Origin of the sequence: Hymenobacter perfusus (assembly GCF_003944765.1) — a bacterium.
Taxonomy (GTDB): Bacteria; Bacteroidota; Bacteroidia; order Cytophagales; family Hymenobacteraceae; genus Hymenobacter; species Hymenobacter perfusus.
Map to the genome: position 1 here is coordinate 259810 of NZ_RWIU01000003.1, position 21009 is coordinate 280818.

Genomic DNA, 21009 nt, shown 5'->3' on the forward strand with positions numbered 1-21009 from the left:
ACCGGCGCAACGTCACCAAATCCCCAGCATCCCCCACACATGAAGCAAGTTGTCACCTTTGGTGAAATCATGATGCGGTTGTCGCCGCCGTTGCAGAACCGCTTGTCGCAGGCCAGCTCGCTGGATATCACCTACGGCGGCGGCGACGCCAACGTGGCTGCCGGGCTGGCCTACCTGGGCGTGCCGGCCGCCCACGTCGGCTGCTTCCCCGATAACGCTGTGGGCCAGGCTGCCGCCCAGCACTTCCGCGGCCACGGTGTGGACATGCAGCACTGCGTGTTTCGGGGGCAGCGGCTGGGTTTGTACTTCCTGGAAGTAGGCGCGTCGCTGCGAGCTAGTCGCATCGTGTACGACCGGTACGACTCGGCCTTCGCCAACCTGCAGCCCGAGTGGTTTAACTGGGACGAGGTGTTCCGGAACGCCCAGTGGCTGCACTGGACGGGCATCACGCCCGCCATTTCGGCTACGGCGGCCCAGGCCACCCGTGAGGCTATTGCCGCCGCCCGCCGCCTCGGCCTCACTGTATCGGCCGACGTGAACTACCGCCGCAACCTGTGGCAGTACGGCCAGCGCGCCCAGGAGGTAATGCCCGAGCTGGTAGCCGGCTGCGACCTGGTGGTCTGCACCGAAGGCGACGCTGAGGACCTGTTCGGCATCAAAGCCGCCCCCGATACCGACAACAGCTTCGTGTCGATGAGCGAGCAGCTGATAGCGCGGTTTCCGCAGATCCGGCAGGTTATTGCCACCCGCCGCGACACCCGTAGCGCCTCGCATGAGCGCATCCAGGGCCTGGCCTTCAGCGGCGGCAACTACTACGAAACGGAGTTCTTCGACATCAACCCCGTGGTGGACCGCATCGGGGGGGGCGACTCCTTCATTTCCGGCTTCATCTACGGCCAACTGACTTACCCCACGGTGCAGCAGGCCCTCACGTTTGCCGTGGCTACCTCCGCCCTCAAGCACACCATCCCCGGCGACATCAACCTGGTAACCGCCGCCGAAGTCGAGCACATCGTGGCCGGCAATACCACCGGCCGCTTGCTGCGGTAGGGGTGGCGGCGAAGAACGTCATGCTGAGCTTGTCGAAGCATCTCTACCGCTTCGTTACTGGGCGTGAACCGCTCCATAGCCCAGGGTTTAAACCCTGGGCTAATGAACCAAGCGAAGCGGTAGAGATGCTTCGACTGCGCTCCGCTTCACTCAGCATGACAAAATCAGCAAACAGAAATACACAACACATGCCCCGCTTCTCCCCCGAACATATCCTCGAAATCGTGCTGCGCTACCCGGTGGTGCCGGTGTTTTACCATGCCGACGCGGCATTTGCCCAGCGGATTTTGGCGGCCTGCTACGCGGGCGGGTTGCGTGTGTTTGAGTTCACCAACCGGGGCAGCAATGCCTTCGACGTATTTGAGCAGCTGGTGGCCTACGCGCACGCCCACTGCCCCGATATGCTGCTGGGCATCGGGACCATTTACACGGCGGAGGAGGCCAACCGCTTTATCCAGGCCGGGGCCGACTTCGTGGTGCAGCCCTGCCTCACGGCCGACGTGGCCGATGCTTGCCGCCGCAGCGGTACGCCCTGGCTGCCCGGCACCATGACGGTTTCGGAAGTTTTCCAGGCCACTCGCTTAGGCGCGGCCATCGTGAAAATCTTCCCCGGCAACGTGCTCGGGCCGGGCTTCATCCGGAGTCTGCGCGGGCCGATGCCGAGCGTGCCGCTGATGGTAACGGGTGGCGTGGAACCCACCGAAACCAGCCTGCGCGAGTGGTTTGGGGCCGGCGTGAACGTGGTAGGCATGGGCTCCCAACTCTTTAAAAACCCCGATGATACCGAGGCGCTGAGCCGGCAGATTGCCGACCTGCTGGCCTTCGCCCAAACTGCTACCTCACCGCCGTCATCCTGAGTAGCGCCGGTCGGTTGCCCCAACAACTGGCCGTTCTAATTTTCCTTTCCAGTATCAGCCCCCGAATTCCCATGAGCGCCATGATACAGACTTCCGCCGCCGCGCCCCCGGCCACCGCGCCGACTACCGGCCTCAGCCGGTACCGTTGGACGATTTGCGGGCTGGTGTTTTTCGCCACCACCGTCAATTACCTCGACCGGGCCGTTATTTCCCTGCTCAAGCCCTACCTCGAAACCGAGTTCAAGTGGAACGCGGGCGACTACGCCAACATCGAAATTGCCTTTAAGCTGGCCTACTCGCTGGGTATGCTGGGCGTGGGGCGGGTTATCGACAAGCTCGGGACCAAAATCGGCTACGCGCTGTCAACTTTTCTGTGGAGTCTGGCCGCCATTGGGCACGCGTTTGTGACCAGCACCATCGGTTTTTCGGTGGCGCGGGCGTTTCTGGGCGTTACAGAGGCCGGCAATTTCCCGGCCGCCATCAAAACCACGGCCGAGTGGTTTCCGCAGAAGGAGCGGGCCCTGGCTACCGGTATCTTCAACTCGGGCTCTAACGTGGGGGCCATTATCGCCCCGCTCACGGTGCCGCTCATTGCCGAAACCATCGGCTGGAAATGGGCCTTCGTGATTACCGGAGCGCTGGGTTTCGTGTGGCTGGCCTTGTGGTTCTGGCTCTACGAGGTGCCCGCCCGCCACGCCCGCCTGACCAAGGCTGAGTTCGACTACATCCACAGCGACGTGGACGATCAGGCTGCCGCTGCTATTACCACCGAGCCCAAGGTATCGTGGTTTAAGCTGCTCACGTTCCGCCAGACCTGGGCCTTCGTGCTGGGCAAGTTCCTGACCGACCCGGTGTGGTGGTTTTACCTGTTCTGGCTCCCCGATTTCCTGAGCAAGCAGTACGGCCTCAAGGGCACCGATATTGCTTTGCCCGTGGCCATGGTGTACATGCTGTCGAGCGTGGGCAGCGTGGGTGGCGGCTGGATTCCGCTCAACTTCATCAAGCGCGGCTGGGCGCCGTTCCGGGCCCGCAAAACCAGCATGCTGCTCATTGCTTTGTGCGTGTTTCCGATTGTGTTTGCCCAGCAGCTGGGGCAGGTGAATATGTGGCTGGCGGTGCTGGTGATTGGTATTGCGGCGGCGGCGCACCAGGCCTGGAGCGCCAATATCTTCACCACCGTGTCGGATATGTTCCCCAAGAAAGCCGTGGCCTCGGTGACGGGCATCGGGGGCATGGCCGGCGGCTTCGGCGGCATTGTGCTGTCGGCACTGGTGCAGAAGCGCATGTTCGTGTACTACGAAAGCATCGGGCAGCTCGATAAGGCCTATTTCATCATGTTCTGGATTTGCGGCGGGGCCTACCTGCTGGCCTGGGTGCTGATGCACTTCCTGGCCCCTCGTATGAAGCGCATCGACCTCGACGCGGCCCCCGCGGCCTAACCCTTCCTTCTTTCTCAAGCTATGAAAAAGCTACTGCTGTTGCTGGCCCTGCTGGGGCTGGCCGGGCCGTTCCATGCCTTCGCCCAGGCCACCAAAAAAGATCAGGCCGCCGCCAAAGAAGTGGAGCTGCTGGAGCGCCAGCGCTTTGAGGCCCAGGTGAAAAAGGACTACGCCGTGCTGGAAAAGGTGTTTGCCGACGACCTGGTGTACACCCACTCCAACGGCAAGCAGAACAACAAGCAGGAGTACATCCAGAGCATCCGCGACGGCAAAAGCCAGTACGAGAAGATTGACGTGGAAGCCCTGAACGTGCGCGCCTACCACGACGGCCGCACGGCCGTGGTCAACGGCACCATTACCATCACGCTGCCCAACAAGTCCGACGGTACGCCCAACCTGGCCCACCTCAAGTACGTGGTGGTGCAGATCAAAGACCCGAAAAAAGGCTGGCAGGTGGTGCTCTGGCAAAGCCAGAAACAGCCCGACGCCAAAAGCTGACGAATTGCCCGGTCCGGCAGCTGCAAGCCGTCGGGCCGGTTGCCGCTAGCTGATGTTGCCCCGGCCTCGTGCCGATGGCCCGAACGACGACCGGCCCGACGGCTTGCAGCCGCCGGACCGGAGCCGCCTTTTTTGCATTCCCTTTCTGCATGAATATTTCTACCGAAAACACCATTGCCCAGCCCGTTGGCACCACGCTGGAGCGCTATATCATGCGCAAGCAGGCCGAGTTTCAGTTTGCTACCGGCGAGCTGAGCCAGCTGCTGCGCGACATTGCTTTGGCCGGGAAAATTGTGAACCGGGAGGTGAACCGCGCCGGCCTCACCAGCATCATTGGGAGCATGGGCCAGCAGAACGTGCAGGGCGAGGCCCAGCAGCGGCTTGATGTGGAAGCCAACATCCGCTTCATCCGGGCCCTGACCAACGGGGGCGAGGCCTGCGCCGTGCTCAGCGAGGAGGAGGACGACATCATCCACACCGGCAACTGCCAGGGCAAGTACGTGGTGGCCATCGACCCGCTCGACGGCTCCAGCAACATTGATGTGAACATCAGCATCGGCACCATTTTCAGCATCTACCGGCGCGTGTCGGCGGTGGGGCAGGAGGCCGGCCCCGAGGACTTTTTGCAGGGCGGGCGTACCCAGGTAGCGGCGGGCTACATCCTGTACGGCTCCAGCACCATGCTGGTGTACACCACCGGCCACGGGGTGGCGGGCTTCACCTACGAAAACTCTTTGGGCGAATTCTTCCTCTCGCACCCCGATATGCTGATTCCGGCCACTGGCACCGTGTTCAGCTGCAACGAGGGCTACTGGTTCGACTACCCCGAGTATGTGCGCCAGTACCTGATGGAGTGCAAGCGCCAGGGCCAGAGCGGGCGGTACGTGGGCTCCCTGGTGGCCGATTACCACCGCAACCTGCTCATGGGAGGCATTTACCTGTATCCGCCCACCCGCAAGAACCCCGAGGGCAAGCTGCGCCTGCTCTATGAGGGCTTCCCGCTGGCTTTCCTCATCGAGCAGGCCGGCGGCCGGGCCGAAACCGGCACCGGGCCGGTGCTCGACGTGACGCCTACCAGCTTCCACCAGCGCAGTCCGTTATTTGTGGGCTCTCCCGAGCTGGTAGACAAGCTGTTGGCCGGCGCGGCCGAGGCAGAGGTAAACCCGTAGAAACTCCCGCTGGTTTATACCTGTGGTTTAGGCAATTTGTCCGAACCGTGTACCTTGAAGCACAACGCGCCGGCCGGGGCCTCCCGCCGCCGGCGCGCACTGCAACCCTACACTTTCCCCCTCATGGCAAAACTGATTTCCCCGCAGGTCGAGTTTAACTTCCTGCTGCAACAAACCAAAAGCGTAACCCCTGAAATCTTCGCCGCCGATGGCCACGGGTTCCTCAACCTGATGGAAGGCCGCTGGCAGGAGCCGGGCAAGCCCCGCGAATTCATCTCGCCCATCGACGGCACCCAACTCGGCTGGCTGCCCATGCTCGACCACGCCACCGCCCTGCGCGCCGTGACGGCCGCCAAAAAAGAAGCCGCCGACTGGGCCCGCGTGGACCTAGACGAGCGGAAGCGCCGCGTACAGGACTGCCTCAACCAGCTGCGCGACAACGTGGACCTGGTGGGCAAGCTGCTGATGTGGGAAATCGGCAAAACCTACAAGCTGGGCTTCACTGACATCGACCGTGCCATTGAGGGCGTGCAGTGGTACGTGGATAACATCGAAAGCATGCTGGGCACGCGCAAGCCGCTGGGCCTGGTGAGCAACATTGCCTCCTGGAACTACCCCATGTCGGTGCTGCTGCACGCGGTGCTGGTGCAGGCGCTGTGCGGTAATGCTGTCATTGCCAAAACCCCGACCGATGGCGGCTTTATTTCCCTGAGCCTGACCTTCGCCATTGCCCGCCGCTGCGGCTTGCCTGTCACGCTGGTGAGCGGCTCGGGTGGGGAGCTAAGCGACGTGCTGGTGAAAAACGACGCCGTGGACTGCCTCAGCTTCGTGGGTGGCCGCTACAACGGCCGCAACATTGCCGATGCCCTCAGCTCGGAGCACAAGCGCTACATGCTGGAGATGGAAGGCGTGAACACCTACGGCATCTGGAACTTCTCGGACTGGGATGGCCTTTCCGACCAGCTCAAGAAGGGCTACGACTACGGCAAGCAGCGCTGCACGGCCTACGTGCGCTTCGTGGTGGAGCGCCGCCTGTTCCCGCAGTTCGTGGAAACCTACTGGAACACCATCAAGGGCTTGAAAGTGGGCAACCCCACGCTGGTCGATTCGGCCGATGACAAGCTGCCCGATCTGGCTTTCGGTCCCGTCATCAACCGTGCCCAGGCCGAGGACCTGGACCGCCTCTACGCCGACGCGCTGAAAACCGGCGCCACGCCCATCTACGAAGGCAAGCTCGACGACAGCCTGTTCCTGCCCGGCCAGGACATGAGCGCCTACCGCGCCCCCCGCGCCCTCGTGAACCTGCCGCGCCAGAGCGAGCTGTACTTCAAGGAACCCTTCGGCCCCATCGACAGCATCGTGCTGGTGGACCGCGTGGAGGAACTGGTGGGCGAAATGAACATCAGCAACGGTGCCCTGGTAGGCGCCCTGGCTTCCGACGATGAGAAGTGGGCCGCCCGCACCGCCAAGGAAGTGCGCGCCTTCAAAATGGGCATCAACAAGCTCCGCAGCCGCGGCGACAGGGAGGAAGTATTCGGCGGCCTCGGCGAATCCTGGAAAGGCGCGTTCGTGGGCGGTGCGCTGCTGGTAGAAGCCGTGACAGAAGGCGAAAAGCCGATTCTGGGCAACTTCGAGGAAGCCACGCTGCTGCCGGAGAAAATCTAGGCGTAGCGTTCCGCACATTAAAGCGGTAAACACAAAGTGAGACTTTCGTTCTTGAGGCACGCTGCCGGAACGAAAGTCTCACTTCGTGTTTACAGACAGGTCACTCTGTGCCTATCAGCGACGGGTAGATTTGCCGGGCAACCGGTAACCGAACCGGAGACCGATCTGCCGCTGGTTGGGGTTGCCCAGCGTGAGGAAGCTGCTGGCCTGCCACTGCGGCGTGATGGTGCCCCGCGCTTCCACAAACCCCGACCACCGGCTCTGGCCCTCGGCAATGTCGTAGTCCTTGGCCCGGGCCGCACCGCCTAGTACCTGCCAGCGCGTACCGCCGAAGCCGGTGCCCAGTCCTAACCGGTGTTGGGGGTTAGCCGATCCGTAGCCCAGGAAGTTGTAATCGGCAATGGCAAACAGCTGGGGACGGGGCCCTACTCGCAACGACGCCTGGCCATCCAGAACACTTTGCTTGTCGCCATAATAAATCCGGTGAAACCCCAGGTTGCCAGTCATCAGGCCCACGCCCACGCCCAGCCATTTGCGGTCCAGCTGCACGTAGGGGTTAATGGCTATGAGTAAGTTGTCCGGCTGGTTGTAAACTTGATAAAAGGAGCTGTCGGAAGTAGGTTTCAGGTGGTCGGAGCCGGCATGCAGCCGAACGCCCCAGGTGGCCTCGGCCTTGTGAATGCGACCATCCACATCGGTGCCTGGGAGCCGGGTGTGGGCGTAGTCGAACGTGCCGGTGGCGTAGCGGTGGCGGTATTCCACCAGTGGCGAGGAACCACCGCAGCCCCCGCCAGTATTCTGCTGGCGCTGAAACGAGCCCATGCTAACGCCGCCACTCAGGGTGTTGTAGGATTCGAGCCCCCGCCGCACCGAATCGGCCGGTACTTGGCTCGTCAGTATGAATACCACGGTAGCCAAACCCAGCGGCAGGGCTACCCGCAAGGGCTGTAGTTGGCCGGCAGCACCCAGCAGCAGCGCACCGCCTTCCAGCACCAGTACGGCCAGCAGCAGGGCTTTGACCACCAGCACTTCGGGTAGGGTAAGGGCCTGCTGGCCCAGCCAGGCCGTGAGGCTCAGCAACGCCGCCACGGCCAGCAGATTGCGCACCGGGTTTTGGGTGGGCAGACGCTCGGGAGCCGGGGCGTGGTAACGGGCCCGTCGCAGCCGCCAAGCCCACAGGCCCAGCACGGCCGGCCCCAGCAACAGCGCCCACTGCACCTGCTTCATGGCCACGCCTAGGTGTATGTGCGTAGTCGCACCCACCTGCTCGCCAGCCGGGTCGCGCCAGAACTCAATCAGCAGGCGGCCCGTGAGCAGCAGCCCCAGGTGCAGCAGCCGCCGGCTGCCACCGGGCCAGGACTTGTGGCGCGTGAGCACCAGCACCAGGGCCACGCCCGCGCACAGCAGCAAGGAGTACAGCTGCGTAGGATGCACCGGCAACGAGTGCGCCGCCCCAACCGGAATAGTGCCGCGCAGGGCCTGCACCAAGTAAGGCAGCGTATCGGGTGGGTAGGTGAGGCCCCAGCCCCCGGCCGTGGCCTCGCCGAAGCAGCAGCCCGTGAGCACGCAGCCCACGCACTGCACCACCAGGGCCGCGCACATGGGCAGCGTAAACGCATCGAACACGTGCCAGCTGAACCCGAACGGCCGCCGCAGCGCCAGCAGCGTGAGCGTGCCCGCCAGCGCCCCGCCCAGCACCGTCCGGCCTCCCGAGTCGGGCCAGTGGCCGGTGGTGAGCAGGCTGCGCCATTCCGGGCCGCTGAGGGCCAGCAGCTTGGTGCCCAGGATAAACGCCAGCGTAGTGCAGGCCAGTAGTACCAGCCAGGGCCGCATGGCATAGCCCCGGCGGTGACCTTCCCACACCAGCAGCCCCAGGTTCAGGGCAAAGGCCAGTACGTAGAAAATCGAGTAGAAATCATAGCCGGCATCGGCCGGAATGGCCCATGTAAGTGGCACGGTAAGTAACGGGTAACCCATACGCACGAGAGGTAAAAACCAGTTCCTGCCGGGCCGGAAGGCACTAAAAAGGCCGCCTCTGCTTCCTCAAAACAAGGTGACAGAAAGCGGCCCGGATGCGCCAATAATAACCAGTCAGCTAAGCGGGGGCGGTGTGACCCGACACGGAGGAATAGGAGGATGAATAACTGCTGAAAAGGTAGAAGTACCCCACGCCATTGCGCGAACCACTTTATCGTTTTCTTAGACTTTGTGAGTAAGTGAAGGTGATTTTATGTGGCTGATAGTGAATGGTGTAAGATGATATAAAAAGGATTTTACGGAACCGCATAGTCTTTGCTCCGCGCAGCATCTGCGGCAATCCGGCAGGTCGTCTGGTATATGGACTTTGTCTGCCGGGCCGGTTGTCACCTGCGGCCGTTGCTGCGTCGTCGTTCGGGTATCAGCTAGCGGCAACCGGTCCGTCGGGCGCAGCCCGTCGGACCGGCACCGAACGGTTGCGTTACTGTGGCCCAAGAGCTTCCGAAGCAGCGCGGGGACCGGGCGCGGGCAGGGGCACGGCTTCGCCGTACTGCACGATGTTCTCAATCATGCCCTTGAAAATGATGAAGTGGAAAGGCACCAGCGAGTACCAGTACAGGCGACCCAGCAGGCCGTGGGGCCGGAAGGCGGCCAGCTGCTCCAGGGTGTGCGAGCCGTCGTCGTGAGGCAGGATGCGGAACTGCAGCCAGGCCTCGCCGGGGAGCTTCATTTCGGCGTAGAGTAGCAGGCGGCGGCCGGCGCGGTCGGCCACCAGCACCCGCCAGAAGTCGAGCGGGTCGCCGGCGCGCAGGTCGGTGGGGGAGCGGCGGCCCCGGCGCAAACCCACGCCGCCCACCAGCTTATCGAGCAGCCCCCGGATGCGCCAGAGCCAATCGACCTTGTACCAGCCCCGCTCGCCCCCGATGCTCCACACGTTCTGGAGCACCTCCCGGGGTGGACGGGTGAAGCGCAACGTCTGGCGGTCGGTGAGCAGGCCGTGCTGCGGAATCTGGATGTGGTCCATGTAGTTGCGCGGCATCACGCCGCTGCTTAGCGCGTCGCTCCAACTGCTGACCACCTCGTTCTGCTCGATGCGTTGGAAGGCCAGGTCCACGGCGGCGCGGTAGGGCATGCAGGCATGCGGCACGGCCCCCGAAATGCTGCGGCGCGGGTCGGCCACGGTATCGTTGCGCAGACTTTCCACCAAGCTTTGGGCCAGGGAAAACGTGGTGCTGGTAACCAAATACAGCCACCACGACGACAGCCGGGGCGTGAGCACCGGCACCGTGATAATGTAGCGCTTGAGGCCCCGCGCGGCGGCCAGCTCCAGCAGCATTTCGCGGTAGGTCAGCACGTCGGGCCCGCCAATATCAAACGACTGGCCCAGGCAGGCCGGGTTGTCGAGCACCGTGGTGAGGTAGTGCATCACGTCCCGAATACCGATGGGCTGGCAGCGCGAGTTCAGCCAGCGCGGCGTCACCATCACGGGCAGCTTCTCTACCAAATCCCGGATTATCTCAAAGGAAGCCGAGCCCGACCCGATGATGATACTGGCCCGGAGTACCGTCAACTGGGCCTTCGAGGTTTTGCGCAGGATCTTCTCCACGGCCTTGCGGGAGCGAAGATGCACGCTCAGGGCCCGGTCGTTAGCAATGCCCGAAAGATAGATGACCTGCCGGCAGCGGGTGCGGTTGAGGTAATGCGCAAAGTGCCGGGCCGACTCCTGCTCCAGCCGGAAGAAGTCCTTATCGTGGCCGCTCATGGAATGCACCAAGTAGTAAGCGGCGTCAATGTCCAGGGGCAGATCAGCCAGGGAATCGGGCTTGAGCAGGTCGCCCTCAGCTACCACAATCTGGTCGCGCAGCCCGGCCGGCAACTCGAAGCGGCGGGCGTCGCGCACGAGGCAGGTAACGTGGTGGCCGGCCGCCACCAGCAGCGGCAGCAGGCGCTGGCCAATGTAGCCCGTGGCCCCGGTGAGCAGAATGTTCATGGCAGCAGCGTTAGAAGGATTTCTTCTTGTGTAACTGCTTTGCGGAAGGGAAGTTGAGTAGTAGCGCGAACTTTGTAGTTCGCGCCCCGGAACGAAATCGGCCGAACGGCGCGGAGGCGCGAACTACAAAGTTCGCGCTACTGCCCCGCCTACCGCTTCGGGCGCTTGCGGCGGATGCGGGCCAGTCGTTCCCGCTCGGCTTTGCGCTCGGCCCGCATCAGCAGGCGTTCCTCCATGCGGCCCATGAGCTGGCGGCGCACGAACTGGGCCAGATCGGCGAGGGACACGAGGCGGGTAGTGCGCAGGAAGCTGAGAATGTCGCGGCGGCGCAGGGTGCTCACGCTGGGCAGGCCCCGGGCCAGCAGGTACTGTTTGATTTCCTCCACCCGGAGCAGGCCCGCCACGGCGGGCCGCTCCACGGTGGCATTGTAGAGCGCCGGCCGGTGCAGCGTTATGCCGGCCTCGGAGGCCACCAGTACGCCCACCCATTCGGGCAGCTGGGGCAGCAGTTTGGGCAGGTGCTTTTCGGTAATAACGAAGGTCACAAAGTCGTAGCAGCCGGCGTAGCAGGGTAGCTGCCGGGCCACTCGTTGCAGCGTGTCCTGGTCACCCTTGAGCTCATAGCCGTGCATGAACTGCTCCGTGATGTGCACCACGTCGGCGCGGGTGGTGCCGGTGGGCAGCTCGTCCACGTACACGCCACCCAGCAGCAGCGGGTACAGTAGGGCGCGGATTTCGGGGTCGTTCATGGGGGCAATAAGTCGCGGCGACGGCCGTAAAGTTCGATAGAAGCCAGCTGACAACGCCACCGTTTTCTTTATATTCGGGAATGAGCAACAGAATCGGGCGTTATCAGCTGAATCCTATTTTTTACGCGGGTTTCGTGTGGCTGGCCATTGGCCTGTTTGGTAAGCATCACACCACTTTTCTCATTCTGGGGCTGCTGTTTATGGTTCTGGGCCTGAAGCGGGTGCCGGACCCCGCGCCGGAACCAACGCCCGCCGACAGCCCCGAGGGTAAACCAGAAGGCAAACCGGAGAGCGACTAGCGGGCCTTTGTGGCTACCTTCGCGGCGGTTTTTTTCTTCGCCGCTGATATCTGCCGCATGCCCTTCCCGATGACTTCGCGCCGCTGGCTCTGGATTTTTGTACTGGTGCTGGGCGCGGCCTTCGGCGCGCAGCTGGGCAGCTGGGGGCCGCTGGAAAGCAGCGAGGCCCGCTACTCGGAAATCGGGCGGGAGATGCTCACCGGCCAGGATTGGCTGCACCCCCAGCTGCTGGGCATCTACCACTTTCACAAGCCCCCGCTCACCTACTGGCTCACGGCCGCCGGCCTGGGCCTGTTCGGCGAGAATACGCTGGGCGTGCGCCTGCTGCCGGTGCTGGCCGTGCTGTTACAGGTGGTGCTGGTGTACGGGCTGGGGCTGCTGCTCTTTCGCCAAGATAGGGCCCGGGCGCTGGCGGCGGCCGTTATCTACGGCACCTTGCCCGTGGTGCTCATTTCGGCCCTCAACGTGACCACCGATGCCTACCTGGCTACGCTGGAGCTGGCGGCGGCCTACGGTATTCTGCGCTACTACCACCAGGGCGGAACGCGTTGGCTGTATCTGTTTTGGATAGGGTTGGGGCTGGCCTTTCTTACCAAAGGCCCGGTGGGTTTCATTCTGCCGCTGATGGTGGTGATTGGGCACTACTTCCGCCAGGGCCAGGCCAAGCGGCCGTTCACACTGCACCATGCGGTGGGCTTCGGGCTGTTTGTGCTGGTGGGCCTGAGCTGGTACCTGTACCTGATGGCCGAGAATCCGGCTTTCGTGCGGTATTTTCTGGTGGAGCACACCGTGGAGCGGTTTGCCAACGCGGCCACCTTCAACCGCAGCAAGCCGTGGTGGTTTTACCTGGTGCTGGCTCCGGCTACCAGTCTGCCCTGGGCGGTGGCGCTGGTGGTGCGCGCCGTGCGTACGCCCTGGAGCACGGTGCCCCGGGAGTGGCGCAACGTGCTCATCTTCTGGGTGATTGTGCCGCTGCTGTTCTTCTCCCTGTCCAAATCCAAGCTGCTGCTCTACGTGCTGCCCATCTTCCCCGGCGTGGTACTGCTGACGGTGTACTACCTGGGTCGCTGCACCGAGGCCGTGCTGCTGCGCTGGTACGTGGGCATCGTGGCGTTTTTCGGGCTGCTGCTGGGGGCGTTGTGTTTGCTGCCCATCCTGAGCACGGTGCTGCCACTGGGCCTGGAGGTGAAGCCGCTCACGGCCGCGTGGCCGGCGGCCGGCGTGGTGACGCTGGTGCTCACCCTCACCCTCTGGAATCAGGTGCGTATTGCGCCCCGCCTGCTGGTAGCTACCACATTGTTCACGGCGTTTCTGCTGCTGGCGGCCAAGCCCATCATGCAGCAGAACGAGCTGACCTTCAACGGCAGCCGCCCGCTGGCCGGGTTTATCCGGGAGCAGCAGCTCACGGGCCGGCCGCTGCTGGTGTACAACGAGCTGCTGCCTTCCCTGGCCTTCGAGCTGGGGCAGATTCCGGTTTCTTTGTTCGATGGCAACGCCAGCCTCCAGCGTGAAACCCAGTTCCAGACCAACGACGCCTGGCGGCGGCAGTTGCTCAACCTCCAGGACCCGCAGCAGGAGCCGGCCCTGGGCGCGCTGCTGCTCCAGCGGCCGGTGTTGCTCACCAAAGGCGAGCTGCGCCCCGAGCGCCAGTGGATGCTGCGCTACTTCACCCACGCCCAACAGCTGGGCAAGTGGACGGTGCGCTGGTAAGCATCCGCGTCCGGGCAGCAAACCCGCCGGATAAATGGGATATTTGCGGGCCCTGACTACCGCTGCCCTCCCGCGCCCGTAAGCCCTGCTGCGGCCCGAACAACCACGCCTATGCCTCTGCTTTTCGCCCTCACCGCTCTACTTTCCCTGCTGGCGCTACCGGCCCGGGGTGCCGCGCCCGCGCCGGCGGTGGTAGCCGTGGGCGTGCTGCCCGACCGCAACTACTCCTGGTCCCAGATCCGCACCGATACCACCCTGGCGTTCCGGCCCGCCGACTCGCTGCGGACGGCGCAGGCCCGCCGCTTCTGGCTGCGGCTGCGGCTGCGCAACCCCAGCCGTTACCCCGCCGCCACCCGGCTCACGGTCCTGCCCAACCTCGCCAACACGCTCTTCTACTTCGACGAGGACGCCCGCGCCTGGCAGACCCGGCCCCTGAGCGTGACCCGGGTGAAGTGGCAGCCGCTGCGGTTGCCAGGAGCCGCCGTTACCACCTGCTACGTGCGGGTAGATCTGCCGGCGGGGGCCGCGCTGCCCCGGGCCATCGGGTTGCGGGTGCTGCTGGAACCGGCCGAAGCCGCCCAGGCCACCGACCGGCTGCACACCACGGTCTGGGCCGCCTCGCTGGTGCTGCTGCTGCTGCTGGGGCTGGCCAGTCTGCACGCGTATGGCCGCTGGCGCGACCAAGCCACCTGGTACTACCTGTGGGTGCAGGTGGGGGCGGCGCTGTATGTCACGGCGCTTCAGGGCTATTTCAAAGGGTTGTTTCCGATCCTGGTTATTAGCCGATTGGTGCGGCCCGACGGCTTCAGCTACGCCTACACTCTCAACAACGTGGCCATGCACCTGAGCGTGGTGGTGCTGCTGGTGGGCATCGGGCAGATGACCCGCGTCTACTTCAGCACGCCCCGGCGGCTGCCCCGCCTGGATGCGGCGCTGCGCTACGCGCTGAGGATTTACTGCGCGTTTACGGTGGTGGTACTGGTGGTTAATTGCAGCGGCTTTTACCTGGAGTACTACACCCTGCCGTTCCACAACCTGCTGGCGCTGGGGGTGGTGGGGCTGCTGCTGACTATTACCCTGGTGGCAACCCGCCGCCGGCTGCCCGCGGCCCGGATTTACCTGCTGGCCAACGTACTGCCGCTGCTGGCCATCCTGCTCGTGGCGGGCTACAACGTGGTGTTCGGCTCCGATGCCGCCGCCGGCAACCTGTGGCTGCTGCCCAATCTGGCGGTGGTGGCCCACGCGCTGTGCTTTGCCGCCGCCCTCAGCATCCGCCTGCAGCAGTTGCAGCGCACCTTGCTCACCACCGAGCGGGAAGCCCAGTTTCTGGCCCTGGATATTCAGGAAAAGGAGCTGCGCAACCGGGAAATTGTGCTCAAGAACAGCCACATCCAGACGGCCCTGCTGGAGATGCAGCGGCGGCAGCAGGTCCGCGACGAGCACGCCCACCAACTCCACGCCGACCACCAACAGCAGCAGGCCACCAACCAGGAGCTGCAGGAGCAGCTGGAAGCCAACCAGCGCGAGCTGGCCTCTACCTCTCTCTACGTACAGCAGAAAAACGCCTTGCTGGCCGAGCTGAAGCAGCAGATCAGGGAGCTGAATGCCCAGAGCCCCGCCACGCAAAACGAGCTGTCGGGTATCAAATCCATTCTGCAGACCAACCTGTACCTGGATGAGGACTGGGGCCGGTTTAAGCTCCACTTCGAGCAGGTACACCCGCGCTTTTTCGAGGACTTGCAGGCCCGCTATCCGGCCCTCACCAAGCACGAGCAGCGGCTGTACTGCTACTTTCACATCAACCTTTCCACCAAGGAAATTGCCGCCCTCCTGAACATTGACCCGGCCAGCGTACGGCGGGCCAAAACCCGGCTCTATAAGAAGATAGCCGCCGCCGGCAACGGCCAGGAGCCCTTGGCCCCGGAAGCCCCGGAGCCGGAGCTGCCCGCCGGGGAGTAACCCCCACACCCAGCCCGAAACGAGGAGAAACGGCCGGAAAAACCGGGTATGACCGTGGCTGTCTACACTTTGTCTATGCCCCCGATTAGGGAAGCTGCCCGGGCCCGATGGACTTTTGCCCCGTGGGAATGAGCCAGGCTTGCCAGGACCGTTGCCGCCGCCAGCTGCCCCGTGCGGTCGGCGCTACTGGCACCCCGTAGTCTGAGGTCGGCCCTCGGCTGCGGGGTGGCTACCGGGGAGCCGAGGGCGCCGGCTGCTCTACCGCCGTACTCTTCTTATCCGTAGTACGCATGCGTTACCCGCTTCCCCGGCCCACCCGGCGCTACGGGTACATTCGTTTTTATTTTTGGAGGAATGTACCCGACTAGCCTGCCCCGGTGCGGACCGGGGGTTGGGTTGGAGTCGGGGAAGAAAGGGGGTAAGATAATTCGATTGAAAATCAGATAGTTATAGAAGGTGTCTACACTTTGTCTACGCCCCTTTTATAGATGACCGGGTTGGAAGGGGGTAGTTTTGTCCAGCCCTACTCCGGCCGGACTGGCCGGAGTAGGGCTTTGGCTGCTCCTTCCTTTTGCTCCCTATGCTGAACCGTTACCTTCTCGCACCGCTCACCGCCCTGCTGCTGCTGCTGGCTGCCCCCCACCTCGCCCAGGCCCAGGCGGGCTCGGTGGGCATCGGCACCACCACCCCCAACGCCGCCGCCGCGCTTGAGGTGAGCAGCACCACGAAGGGCCTGCTGCTGCCCCGCCTCACGCTGGCCCAGCGCGACGTGCTTACCGCTAGTGCTACCGCGCCGCCCGTGGCCGGTTTGGTCATCTATCAGACCGACAGCACGCCGGGGCTCTATGCCTACGACGGCACGACCTGGGTGCGCCTGGGCAACAGCAATACGGACAGTGACAACCTGGGCGACCACACCGCCACCCAGAACATCAACCTGAACGGCAACAAGCTGGTGGGCGGCACCACGGCCCGCGCCACCCGCGGCGGCCTTGGCCTCGACGGCAATGGCCTGCTTACCGTGGGCGCCACCCGCGTGCATCCCGACTCGACCACCACCTACGGCGTGCGCCTGACCGACCTCGACCAGGACTTTATTCTGACCAGCCAGCGGTTCAAGGGCCGGAGCAATCCGCTGAACATCTCCGGGGCCGGCGACCGGGTGATGTGGCTCTCGTACTACAGCGCCTTCCGGGCCGGCGGCGTCACGGGCAACCGCTGGGACTATCCCAACGTGGGGGCCTACTCGGTGGCTTTCGGCCTCGATAACCAGGCCAGCAGCGACTATACCGTGGCCTTTGGCTACAACAACCGCCTGCGGGCCAGCGATTATACCCTGGCCACGGGCTACCAGAACCAAGCTGTGCTGGGCTACTATGGGCTGCTGATGGGCCGCGAAAACGCCTACCGGGGCTACCACGGCATAGTAGGCGGCTACCAGAGCAAAACGCAGACCTCCATCAATATGAACGTGCCGTCATTGGCCTTCGGCTACCGCTGCCAGGCGCGCAGCAGCAACAGCAACTGCTACGCCCTGGGCTACTACGCCCGTACCGGCGGCTTCGAGGGCAGCTTCGTACTGGCCGACTTCTCGCCCTACCGCACCTCCTACGTGGACGACTCGTTAGTGAGCACCACCCGCAACCAGTTCTCGGCCCGCTTCGAGGGCGGGTATCGGCTGTTTACCACCGTGGCCACCAACGGCACCAATAACGGCACGATGCAGACGCCCGTGGGGGTACAGCTCACCAGCGGAAGCAACGCCTGGACCATCCTCTCCGACTCAACCAAGAAAGAGCGTCGGGTGCTGGCCGATGGCAACCGCTTCCTGGAATCCATCGGGCGGATGCGCCTGGGCTCCTGGAACTACAAAGGTCAGAGCCCCGATACCATGCGCCACTACGGCCCCATGGCCCAGGATTTCTACCAGGCCTTCGGCCACGATGCGCTGGGCACCATCGGCAACACCACCACCATCAACCAAGCCGACTTCGATGGGGTGAACCTGATTGCCATTCAGGCTTTGTACCGCCGAGTACTGCTGCTGGAAGCCGAAAACGCCCAGCAGCAGCAGCTTATCCGCCAGCTCCAGGTAACCGCCACCACGGCCGCGCCCGCGCCAGTCCAGTTGCCGGTTACGGAAGTGGAGGAGCTGCGCCGCCAGAATGCCGCGCTGCAAGCCCGCGCCGCCGCCGCCGAAACCACGGCCGCCCGGGCCACGGCCACGCTGGGTGCCTTCGAGGCCCGGCTGCGGCGACTGGAAGCGGCTACCGGCGGCGCGCCCGAACCAGACGCGCAGGCCCGCAGGTAGCGGGTCCCACGTCGGCTACCTGCCGCCCTTGTCTGCCCGCTACGCCCGGGTGCAATTAGGAAAGCACCCTGGTTTGGGCCGATCTTCATACTTCCTTTTCCTCTTCCTCCGCCTGATGTCACAACGTTACCTACTTGCTCCTTTGGCCGCCACGCTTTTGCTGGTCGCCCCCCGCCTCGCCCAGGCCCAGACCGGCTCGGTGGGCATCGGCACCACCACCCCCGCTGCTTCGGCGGCGCTGGAAGTGCGCAGTACCAGCCAGGGGCTGCTGCTGCCCCGCCTCACCCTGGCCCAGCGCGACGCCCTCACGGCCAGCACCACTGCCCCGCCCGTGCCGGGCCTGCTCATCTACCTCACCGACAGCACCCCCGGCCTGTATGCCTACGACGGCACGACCTGGGTGCGCCTGGGGGCCGACAACCTGGGCAACCACTCCGCCACCCAAACCCTGAACCTGAACGCCCAGCGCCTGCTGGGCACCGCAACCACCTCCCTGGGCGACTCCACGGCCCAGGTGGAGCTGAACGCCAGCGTGGGCACCCAGAGCGCCGCCCTGATGACGCGTAGCAACTTCGGGGCCCGCTACTCCCGCGCCATCCTCTCCGGTTACGGTAAGCTGCCCGAGGGCACCACCACGGCCAACGACTACGGCATCTGGGCCACGGCCTACCGGGGTGGCGGCTGGGCGGGCTTCTTCTCGGCCGGTGGGTCGGCTCCGGGCAAAGAGCCTTTGCGCTGGGTGGGCATCTGCCAGCACCCTGGCTACAACGGCACCGGCTCGGCCATCCGCATCGTCGATGGCACCCAGGGCGCGGGCAAGGTGCTGATGTCGGATGGTCTCGGCTATGGCAAGTGGCAGGCTATTACGGCGGCCGGGGGCAACTTCAACCTGGGCAGCTTCTTCTTGGTGGGCAACGGCGGCAGCACGGGCCTGGCCATTACCAACGCGGGTCGGGTGGGCATCAACGAAGCCGCCCCCTACTCGCAGCTGGCCAACACGGCCACCAACATCATCGGCAGTGAAGGCATCGGCGGCAACCCCGGCTCCCTGGCCTGGGCCGCCAACCAGTCGGGCTACGCCGGGATGTTCTACAACGCCAATACAGCCGCCAACGCAACCGGCCTGGCCGTCAAGATAGCCGCCACGGGTACTACCGCCGCCCTCGACGTGAGCCAGAGCACCGCCCAGGACGCGGCGGGGGCTACCCTGCTGCGGGTGCAGGGCAACGGCAACGTGGGCATCGGCGTGGCTACGGCCAACTACAAACTGGACGTGAATGGGCAGATACGCGCCAACAACGTAGCCGTCACTTCCGACCAGCGCTTCAAGACCAACATACAGCCCATCAGCAGCGCCCTGGCCTCGGTGCTGGCCCTGCGCGGGGTCCGCTACGAGTGGAACGCGCTGGGCGTCCGCCACGGCGGCACGGCCGGTGCCCGGCAGGTAGGCCTGCTGGCCCAGGAGGTGGAGAAAATCTACCCCGAGCTGGTAAGCACCGATGCCGAAGGCTATAAAGCCGTGAACTATGCCCAGCTGACGCCCGTGCTTATTGAGGCTCTGAAAGAGCAGCAGGCCCAGATTACGGCCCTGCAGGCCCGCGCCGCCACGGCGGAGGCTGCCGCTGCCCAGGCCACCAGCGCCGCCGGCTCGGCCCAGGCCCAGGCCGCCCGGGCCACGGCCACGCTGGAAAACTTCGAGGCCCGGCTGCGGCGGCTGGAAGCAGCTGGCCAGCAGGCCCGCCGCTAGGTCCTTTCCTGCGCCGGGGTAGCCCGGTGCTTACCGTCTGTACTATATGAAACACTTCTTCTCCCTGGGGCTGCTGCTGCTTGGCTCAGCTTTGCCTGGTCTGGCCCAGGACCTGACCAATAACGGCGCGACCATCAGCCTCACCAACGGGGCCGTGCTGTGGGTGGGCGGCACGCTGCAAAACGCCAGCGGCACCCTGGACCTGAGCAGCGGTAGCAACCAGCTGTACGTGGGCGGCAACCTGAACAGCGCGGCCGGGGCCACCCTGCAAGCCGGCACTGCCAGCACCGTAACCCTGAACGGCGCGGCCACCCAGCAGCTGGACCTGGCCGGGGCCCGCCTATATAACCTGACGGTGAGCAACACCGGCGGCGGCGTGACCCTGCCCGCCGCCAGCAACGCCGACGTGGCCGGCGGCCTCACGCTCAGCAGCGGGATGGTGGCGGTGAGCCCCGGCTCCGTGCTGCGCCTGCTGGATGGAGCCACCCTGGCGGGAGAGCAGAGCGGCCGGTACGTATGGGGCAGCCTGGCAGCCGTGCGGGCCTCGGTGCCGGCCGGTGCCGCCACCAGCTTCGCCAACGGTTTCGTGCTTACGCCCGCCATCGGCCTCAGCAACCTGACTGTTACCCGCCGGGCCGGCCTGGGCGCGGCCCAGATCAGCTATGGCACCAGTGGCAACGGGCTGTACAAGGGCATCGACCGGATCTGGGCCACCTCTGCGGCCGTGAGCGGCACGGTGCAGCTAAGCTGGCTGTCGGACAACGACAACGGCCTGACCGATTTCCGCCAGAGCCAGGCCTGGGCCCGCGCCGCCGCGCCCGTAGCTGGCTCCGACTGGTCGCGCATCAGCCCGAGTCAGGATGCCACCGGCACCCGCACGGTCACGGGCACCATCCCGTCGAATGCGAGCTTCTCCTTTTTTACGGTCAGCACCGCCGACTCGCCGCTGGGCAGCACCCCGCTACCCGTGACGCTGACGAGCTTCACTGCCGCCGCCCAGGGCCCCGACGTGCTGCTGCGCTGGACCACAGCCTCGGAAGTCAATAACGACCGGTTTGAGGTGGAAGTCAGTCCCGACGGGCGCGCGTTCCGGCGCATCGGGCAGGTAGCGGGCCAGGGCAGCAGCAGCCAGCCGCACGCGTACCAGCTGCTGGACCCGGCCGTGGCCCGGTACGCCACCAGCCTCGTGTACTACCGCCTGCGCCAGGTCGACCGGGACGGGACGGCCAGCTACTCGGCCGTGCGTATGGTAGCCGTCAGCGCCCAGCCCGGCCTGGCCTTGTTTCCGAACCCGACTACCCAAGCCGCCACCCTCACCGGGGCGCAGCCCGGCACCGTGGTAACGGTATTTGATGCCGTGGGCCGCCAGGTACTGCGCGCCACGGCCGATGCCGCCGGGACGGCCGCGCTGGCCCTGCCAGCCGGCCGCGCCACCGGGGTGTACGTGGTGCGGGTGGGAGCCACGGCTTTGCGCCTGACGGTGGAGTAAGCAGGCTACTGATGGATAAGTAGACGTTTCTTGTATATCCGGTTGTTTTACTGGCTACTCAGCCTGACCACCAGGGGGCAAAAAGAAAAGCCGCTGCCAA

At 64.7% G+C, this 21009-nt stretch carries 15 protein-coding genes; 12 read left to right on the forward strand and 3 right to left on the reverse strand.

What is annotated here, in order from left to right; genetic code table 11:
- Positions 1-39 precede the first annotated feature (39 nt).
- The 6 genes from EI293_RS11005 (at position 40) to EI293_RS11030 (ending at position 6678) form a co-directional block, all read left to right on the forward strand.
- Positions 40-1050, forward strand: coding sequence for a sugar kinase (locus EI293_RS11005; RefSeq protein ID WP_125437540.1), 1011 nt, complete (start codon positions 40-42; stop codon positions 1048-1050).
- Between the two features lie 188 nt (positions 1051-1238).
- A complete protein-coding gene (locus tag EI293_RS11010) occupies positions 1239-1907 on the forward strand; it encodes a beta/alpha barrel domain-containing protein (RefSeq protein ID WP_125437542.1) in 669 nt (222 codons plus the stop codon).
- 80 nt (positions 1908-1987) lie between these two features.
- On the forward strand, positions 1988-3346 hold the full coding sequence (locus EI293_RS11015) for an MFS transporter (protein WP_125437544.1): 1359 nt from the start codon (positions 1988-1990) through the stop codon (positions 3344-3346).
- A 21-nt stretch (positions 3347-3367) separates the two neighbouring features.
- Positions 3368-3844 carry a nuclear transport factor 2 family protein gene (locus EI293_RS11020; RefSeq protein WP_125437546.1) on the forward strand — a complete coding sequence of 159 codons (477 nt, stop codon included), beginning with the start codon at positions 3368-3370 and terminating at the stop codon, positions 3842-3844.
- A gap of 149 nt (positions 3845-3993) precedes the next feature.
- The gene (gene fbp, locus EI293_RS11025; protein ID WP_125437548.1) at positions 3994-5013 is read left to right on the forward strand and encodes a class 1 fructose-bisphosphatase; all 1020 of its coding nucleotides are present in this window, start codon (positions 3994-3996) and stop codon (positions 5011-5013) included.
- A gap of 123 nt (positions 5014-5136) precedes the next feature.
- On the forward strand, positions 5137-6678 hold the full coding sequence (locus tag EI293_RS11030) for an aldehyde dehydrogenase family protein (protein WP_125437550.1): 1542 nt from the start codon (positions 5137-5139) through the stop codon (positions 6676-6678).
- A 114-nt stretch (positions 6679-6792) separates the two neighbouring features.
- Here the strand turns inward: EI293_RS11030 and EI293_RS11035 are convergent, their stop codons facing one another.
- The 3 genes from EI293_RS11035 to EI293_RS11045 form a co-directional block, all read right to left on the reverse strand.
- Positions 6793-8655: a prolipoprotein diacylglyceryl transferase family protein gene (locus EI293_RS11035; protein ID WP_125437552.1), complete on the reverse strand. Its 1863-nt coding sequence runs from the start codon at positions 8653-8655 to the stop codon at positions 6793-6795.
- Positions 8656-9136: 481 nt separating this feature from the next.
- Positions 9137-10645, reverse strand: coding sequence for an SDR family oxidoreductase (locus EI293_RS11040; RefSeq protein WP_125437554.1), 1509 nt, complete (start codon positions 10643-10645; stop codon positions 9137-9139).
- 149 nt (positions 10646-10794) lie between these two features.
- Complete coding sequence (locus EI293_RS11045; protein ID WP_125437556.1) at positions 10795-11394, reverse strand: sce7726 family protein; 600 nt, start codon at positions 11392-11394, stop codon at positions 10795-10797.
- Positions 11395-11474: 80 nt separating this feature from the next.
- Here EI293_RS11045 and EI293_RS11050 point away from each other — a divergent pair, with 80 nt between their 5' ends.
- From EI293_RS11050 to EI293_RS11075, 6 genes are all read left to right on the forward strand, one after another.
- Positions 11475-11693, forward strand: a complete 219-nt coding sequence (locus EI293_RS11050) for a hypothetical protein (RefSeq protein ID WP_125437558.1) — start codon at positions 11475-11477, stop codon at positions 11691-11693.
- Positions 11694-11750: 57 nt separating this feature from the next.
- Positions 11751-13403, forward strand: a complete 1653-nt coding sequence (locus EI293_RS11055; protein ID WP_125437560.1) for an ArnT family glycosyltransferase — start codon at positions 11751-11753, stop codon at positions 13401-13403.
- A gap of 111 nt (positions 13404-13514) precedes the next feature.
- On the forward strand, positions 13515-15362 hold the full coding sequence (locus EI293_RS11060) for a 7TM diverse intracellular signaling domain-containing protein (RefSeq protein ID WP_125437562.1): 1848 nt from the start codon (positions 13515-13517) through the stop codon (positions 15360-15362).
- A 580-nt stretch (positions 15363-15942) separates the two neighbouring features.
- Entirely contained in the window at positions 15943-17673 is a 1731-nt protein-coding gene (locus EI293_RS11065; protein ID WP_125437564.1) for a tail fiber domain-containing protein, read from the forward strand.
- Positions 17674-17788: 115 nt separating this feature from the next.
- Positions 17789-19420 (forward strand): tail fiber domain-containing protein, encoded by a 1632-nt coding sequence (locus EI293_RS11070; protein ID WP_125437566.1) that lies wholly within the window; start codon positions 17789-17791, stop codon positions 19418-19420.
- 46 nt (positions 19421-19466) lie between these two features.
- Positions 19467-20909 carry a T9SS type A sorting domain-containing protein gene (locus EI293_RS11075; RefSeq protein ID WP_125437568.1) on the forward strand — a complete coding sequence of 481 codons (1443 nt, stop codon included), beginning with the start codon at positions 19467-19469 and terminating at the stop codon, positions 20907-20909.
- The last annotated feature ends 100 nt before the right edge of the window (positions 20910-21009 follow it).

Coding starts and splice junctions, on each gene's coding strand:
- EI293_RS11005 (WP_125437540.1), top strand. CDS start 40: ATGAAGCAAGTTGTCACCTTTGGTGAAATCATGATGCGGTTGTCGCCG.
- EI293_RS11010 (WP_125437542.1), top strand. CDS start 1,239: ATGCCCCGCTTCTCCCCCGAACATATCCTCGAAATCGTGCTGCGCTAC.
- EI293_RS11015 (WP_125437544.1), top strand. CDS start 1,988: ATGATACAGACTTCCGCCGCCGCGCCCCCGGCCACCGCGCCGACTACC.
- EI293_RS11020 (WP_125437546.1), top strand. CDS start 3,368: ATGAAAAAGCTACTGCTGTTGCTGGCCCTGCTGGGGCTGGCCGGGCCG.
- fbp (WP_125437548.1), top strand. CDS start 3,994: ATGAATATTTCTACCGAAAACACCATTGCCCAGCCCGTTGGCACCACG.
- EI293_RS11030 (WP_125437550.1), top strand. CDS start 5,137: ATGGCAAAACTGATTTCCCCGCAGGTCGAGTTTAACTTCCTGCTGCAA.
- EI293_RS11035 (WP_125437552.1), bottom strand. CDS start 8,655: ATGGGTTACCCGTTACTTACCGTGCCACTTACATGGGCCATTCCGGCC.
- EI293_RS11040 (WP_125437554.1), bottom strand. CDS start 10,645: ATGAACATTCTGCTCACCGGGGCCACGGGCTACATTGGCCAGCGCCTG.
- EI293_RS11045 (WP_125437556.1), bottom strand. CDS start 11,394: ATGAACGACCCCGAAATCCGCGCCCTACTGTACCCGCTGCTGCTGGGT.
- EI293_RS11050 (WP_125437558.1), top strand. CDS start 11,475: ATGAGCAACAGAATCGGGCGTTATCAGCTGAATCCTATTTTTTACGCG.
- EI293_RS11055 (WP_125437560.1), top strand. CDS start 11,751: ATGCCCTTCCCGATGACTTCGCGCCGCTGGCTCTGGATTTTTGTACTG.
- EI293_RS11060 (WP_125437562.1), top strand. CDS start 13,515: ATGCCTCTGCTTTTCGCCCTCACCGCTCTACTTTCCCTGCTGGCGCTA.
- EI293_RS11065 (WP_125437564.1), top strand. CDS start 15,943: ATGCTGAACCGTTACCTTCTCGCACCGCTCACCGCCCTGCTGCTGCTG.
- EI293_RS11070 (WP_125437566.1), top strand. CDS start 17,789: ATGTCACAACGTTACCTACTTGCTCCTTTGGCCGCCACGCTTTTGCTG.
- EI293_RS11075 (WP_125437568.1), top strand. CDS start 19,467: ATGAAACACTTCTTCTCCCTGGGGCTGCTGCTGCTTGGCTCAGCTTTG.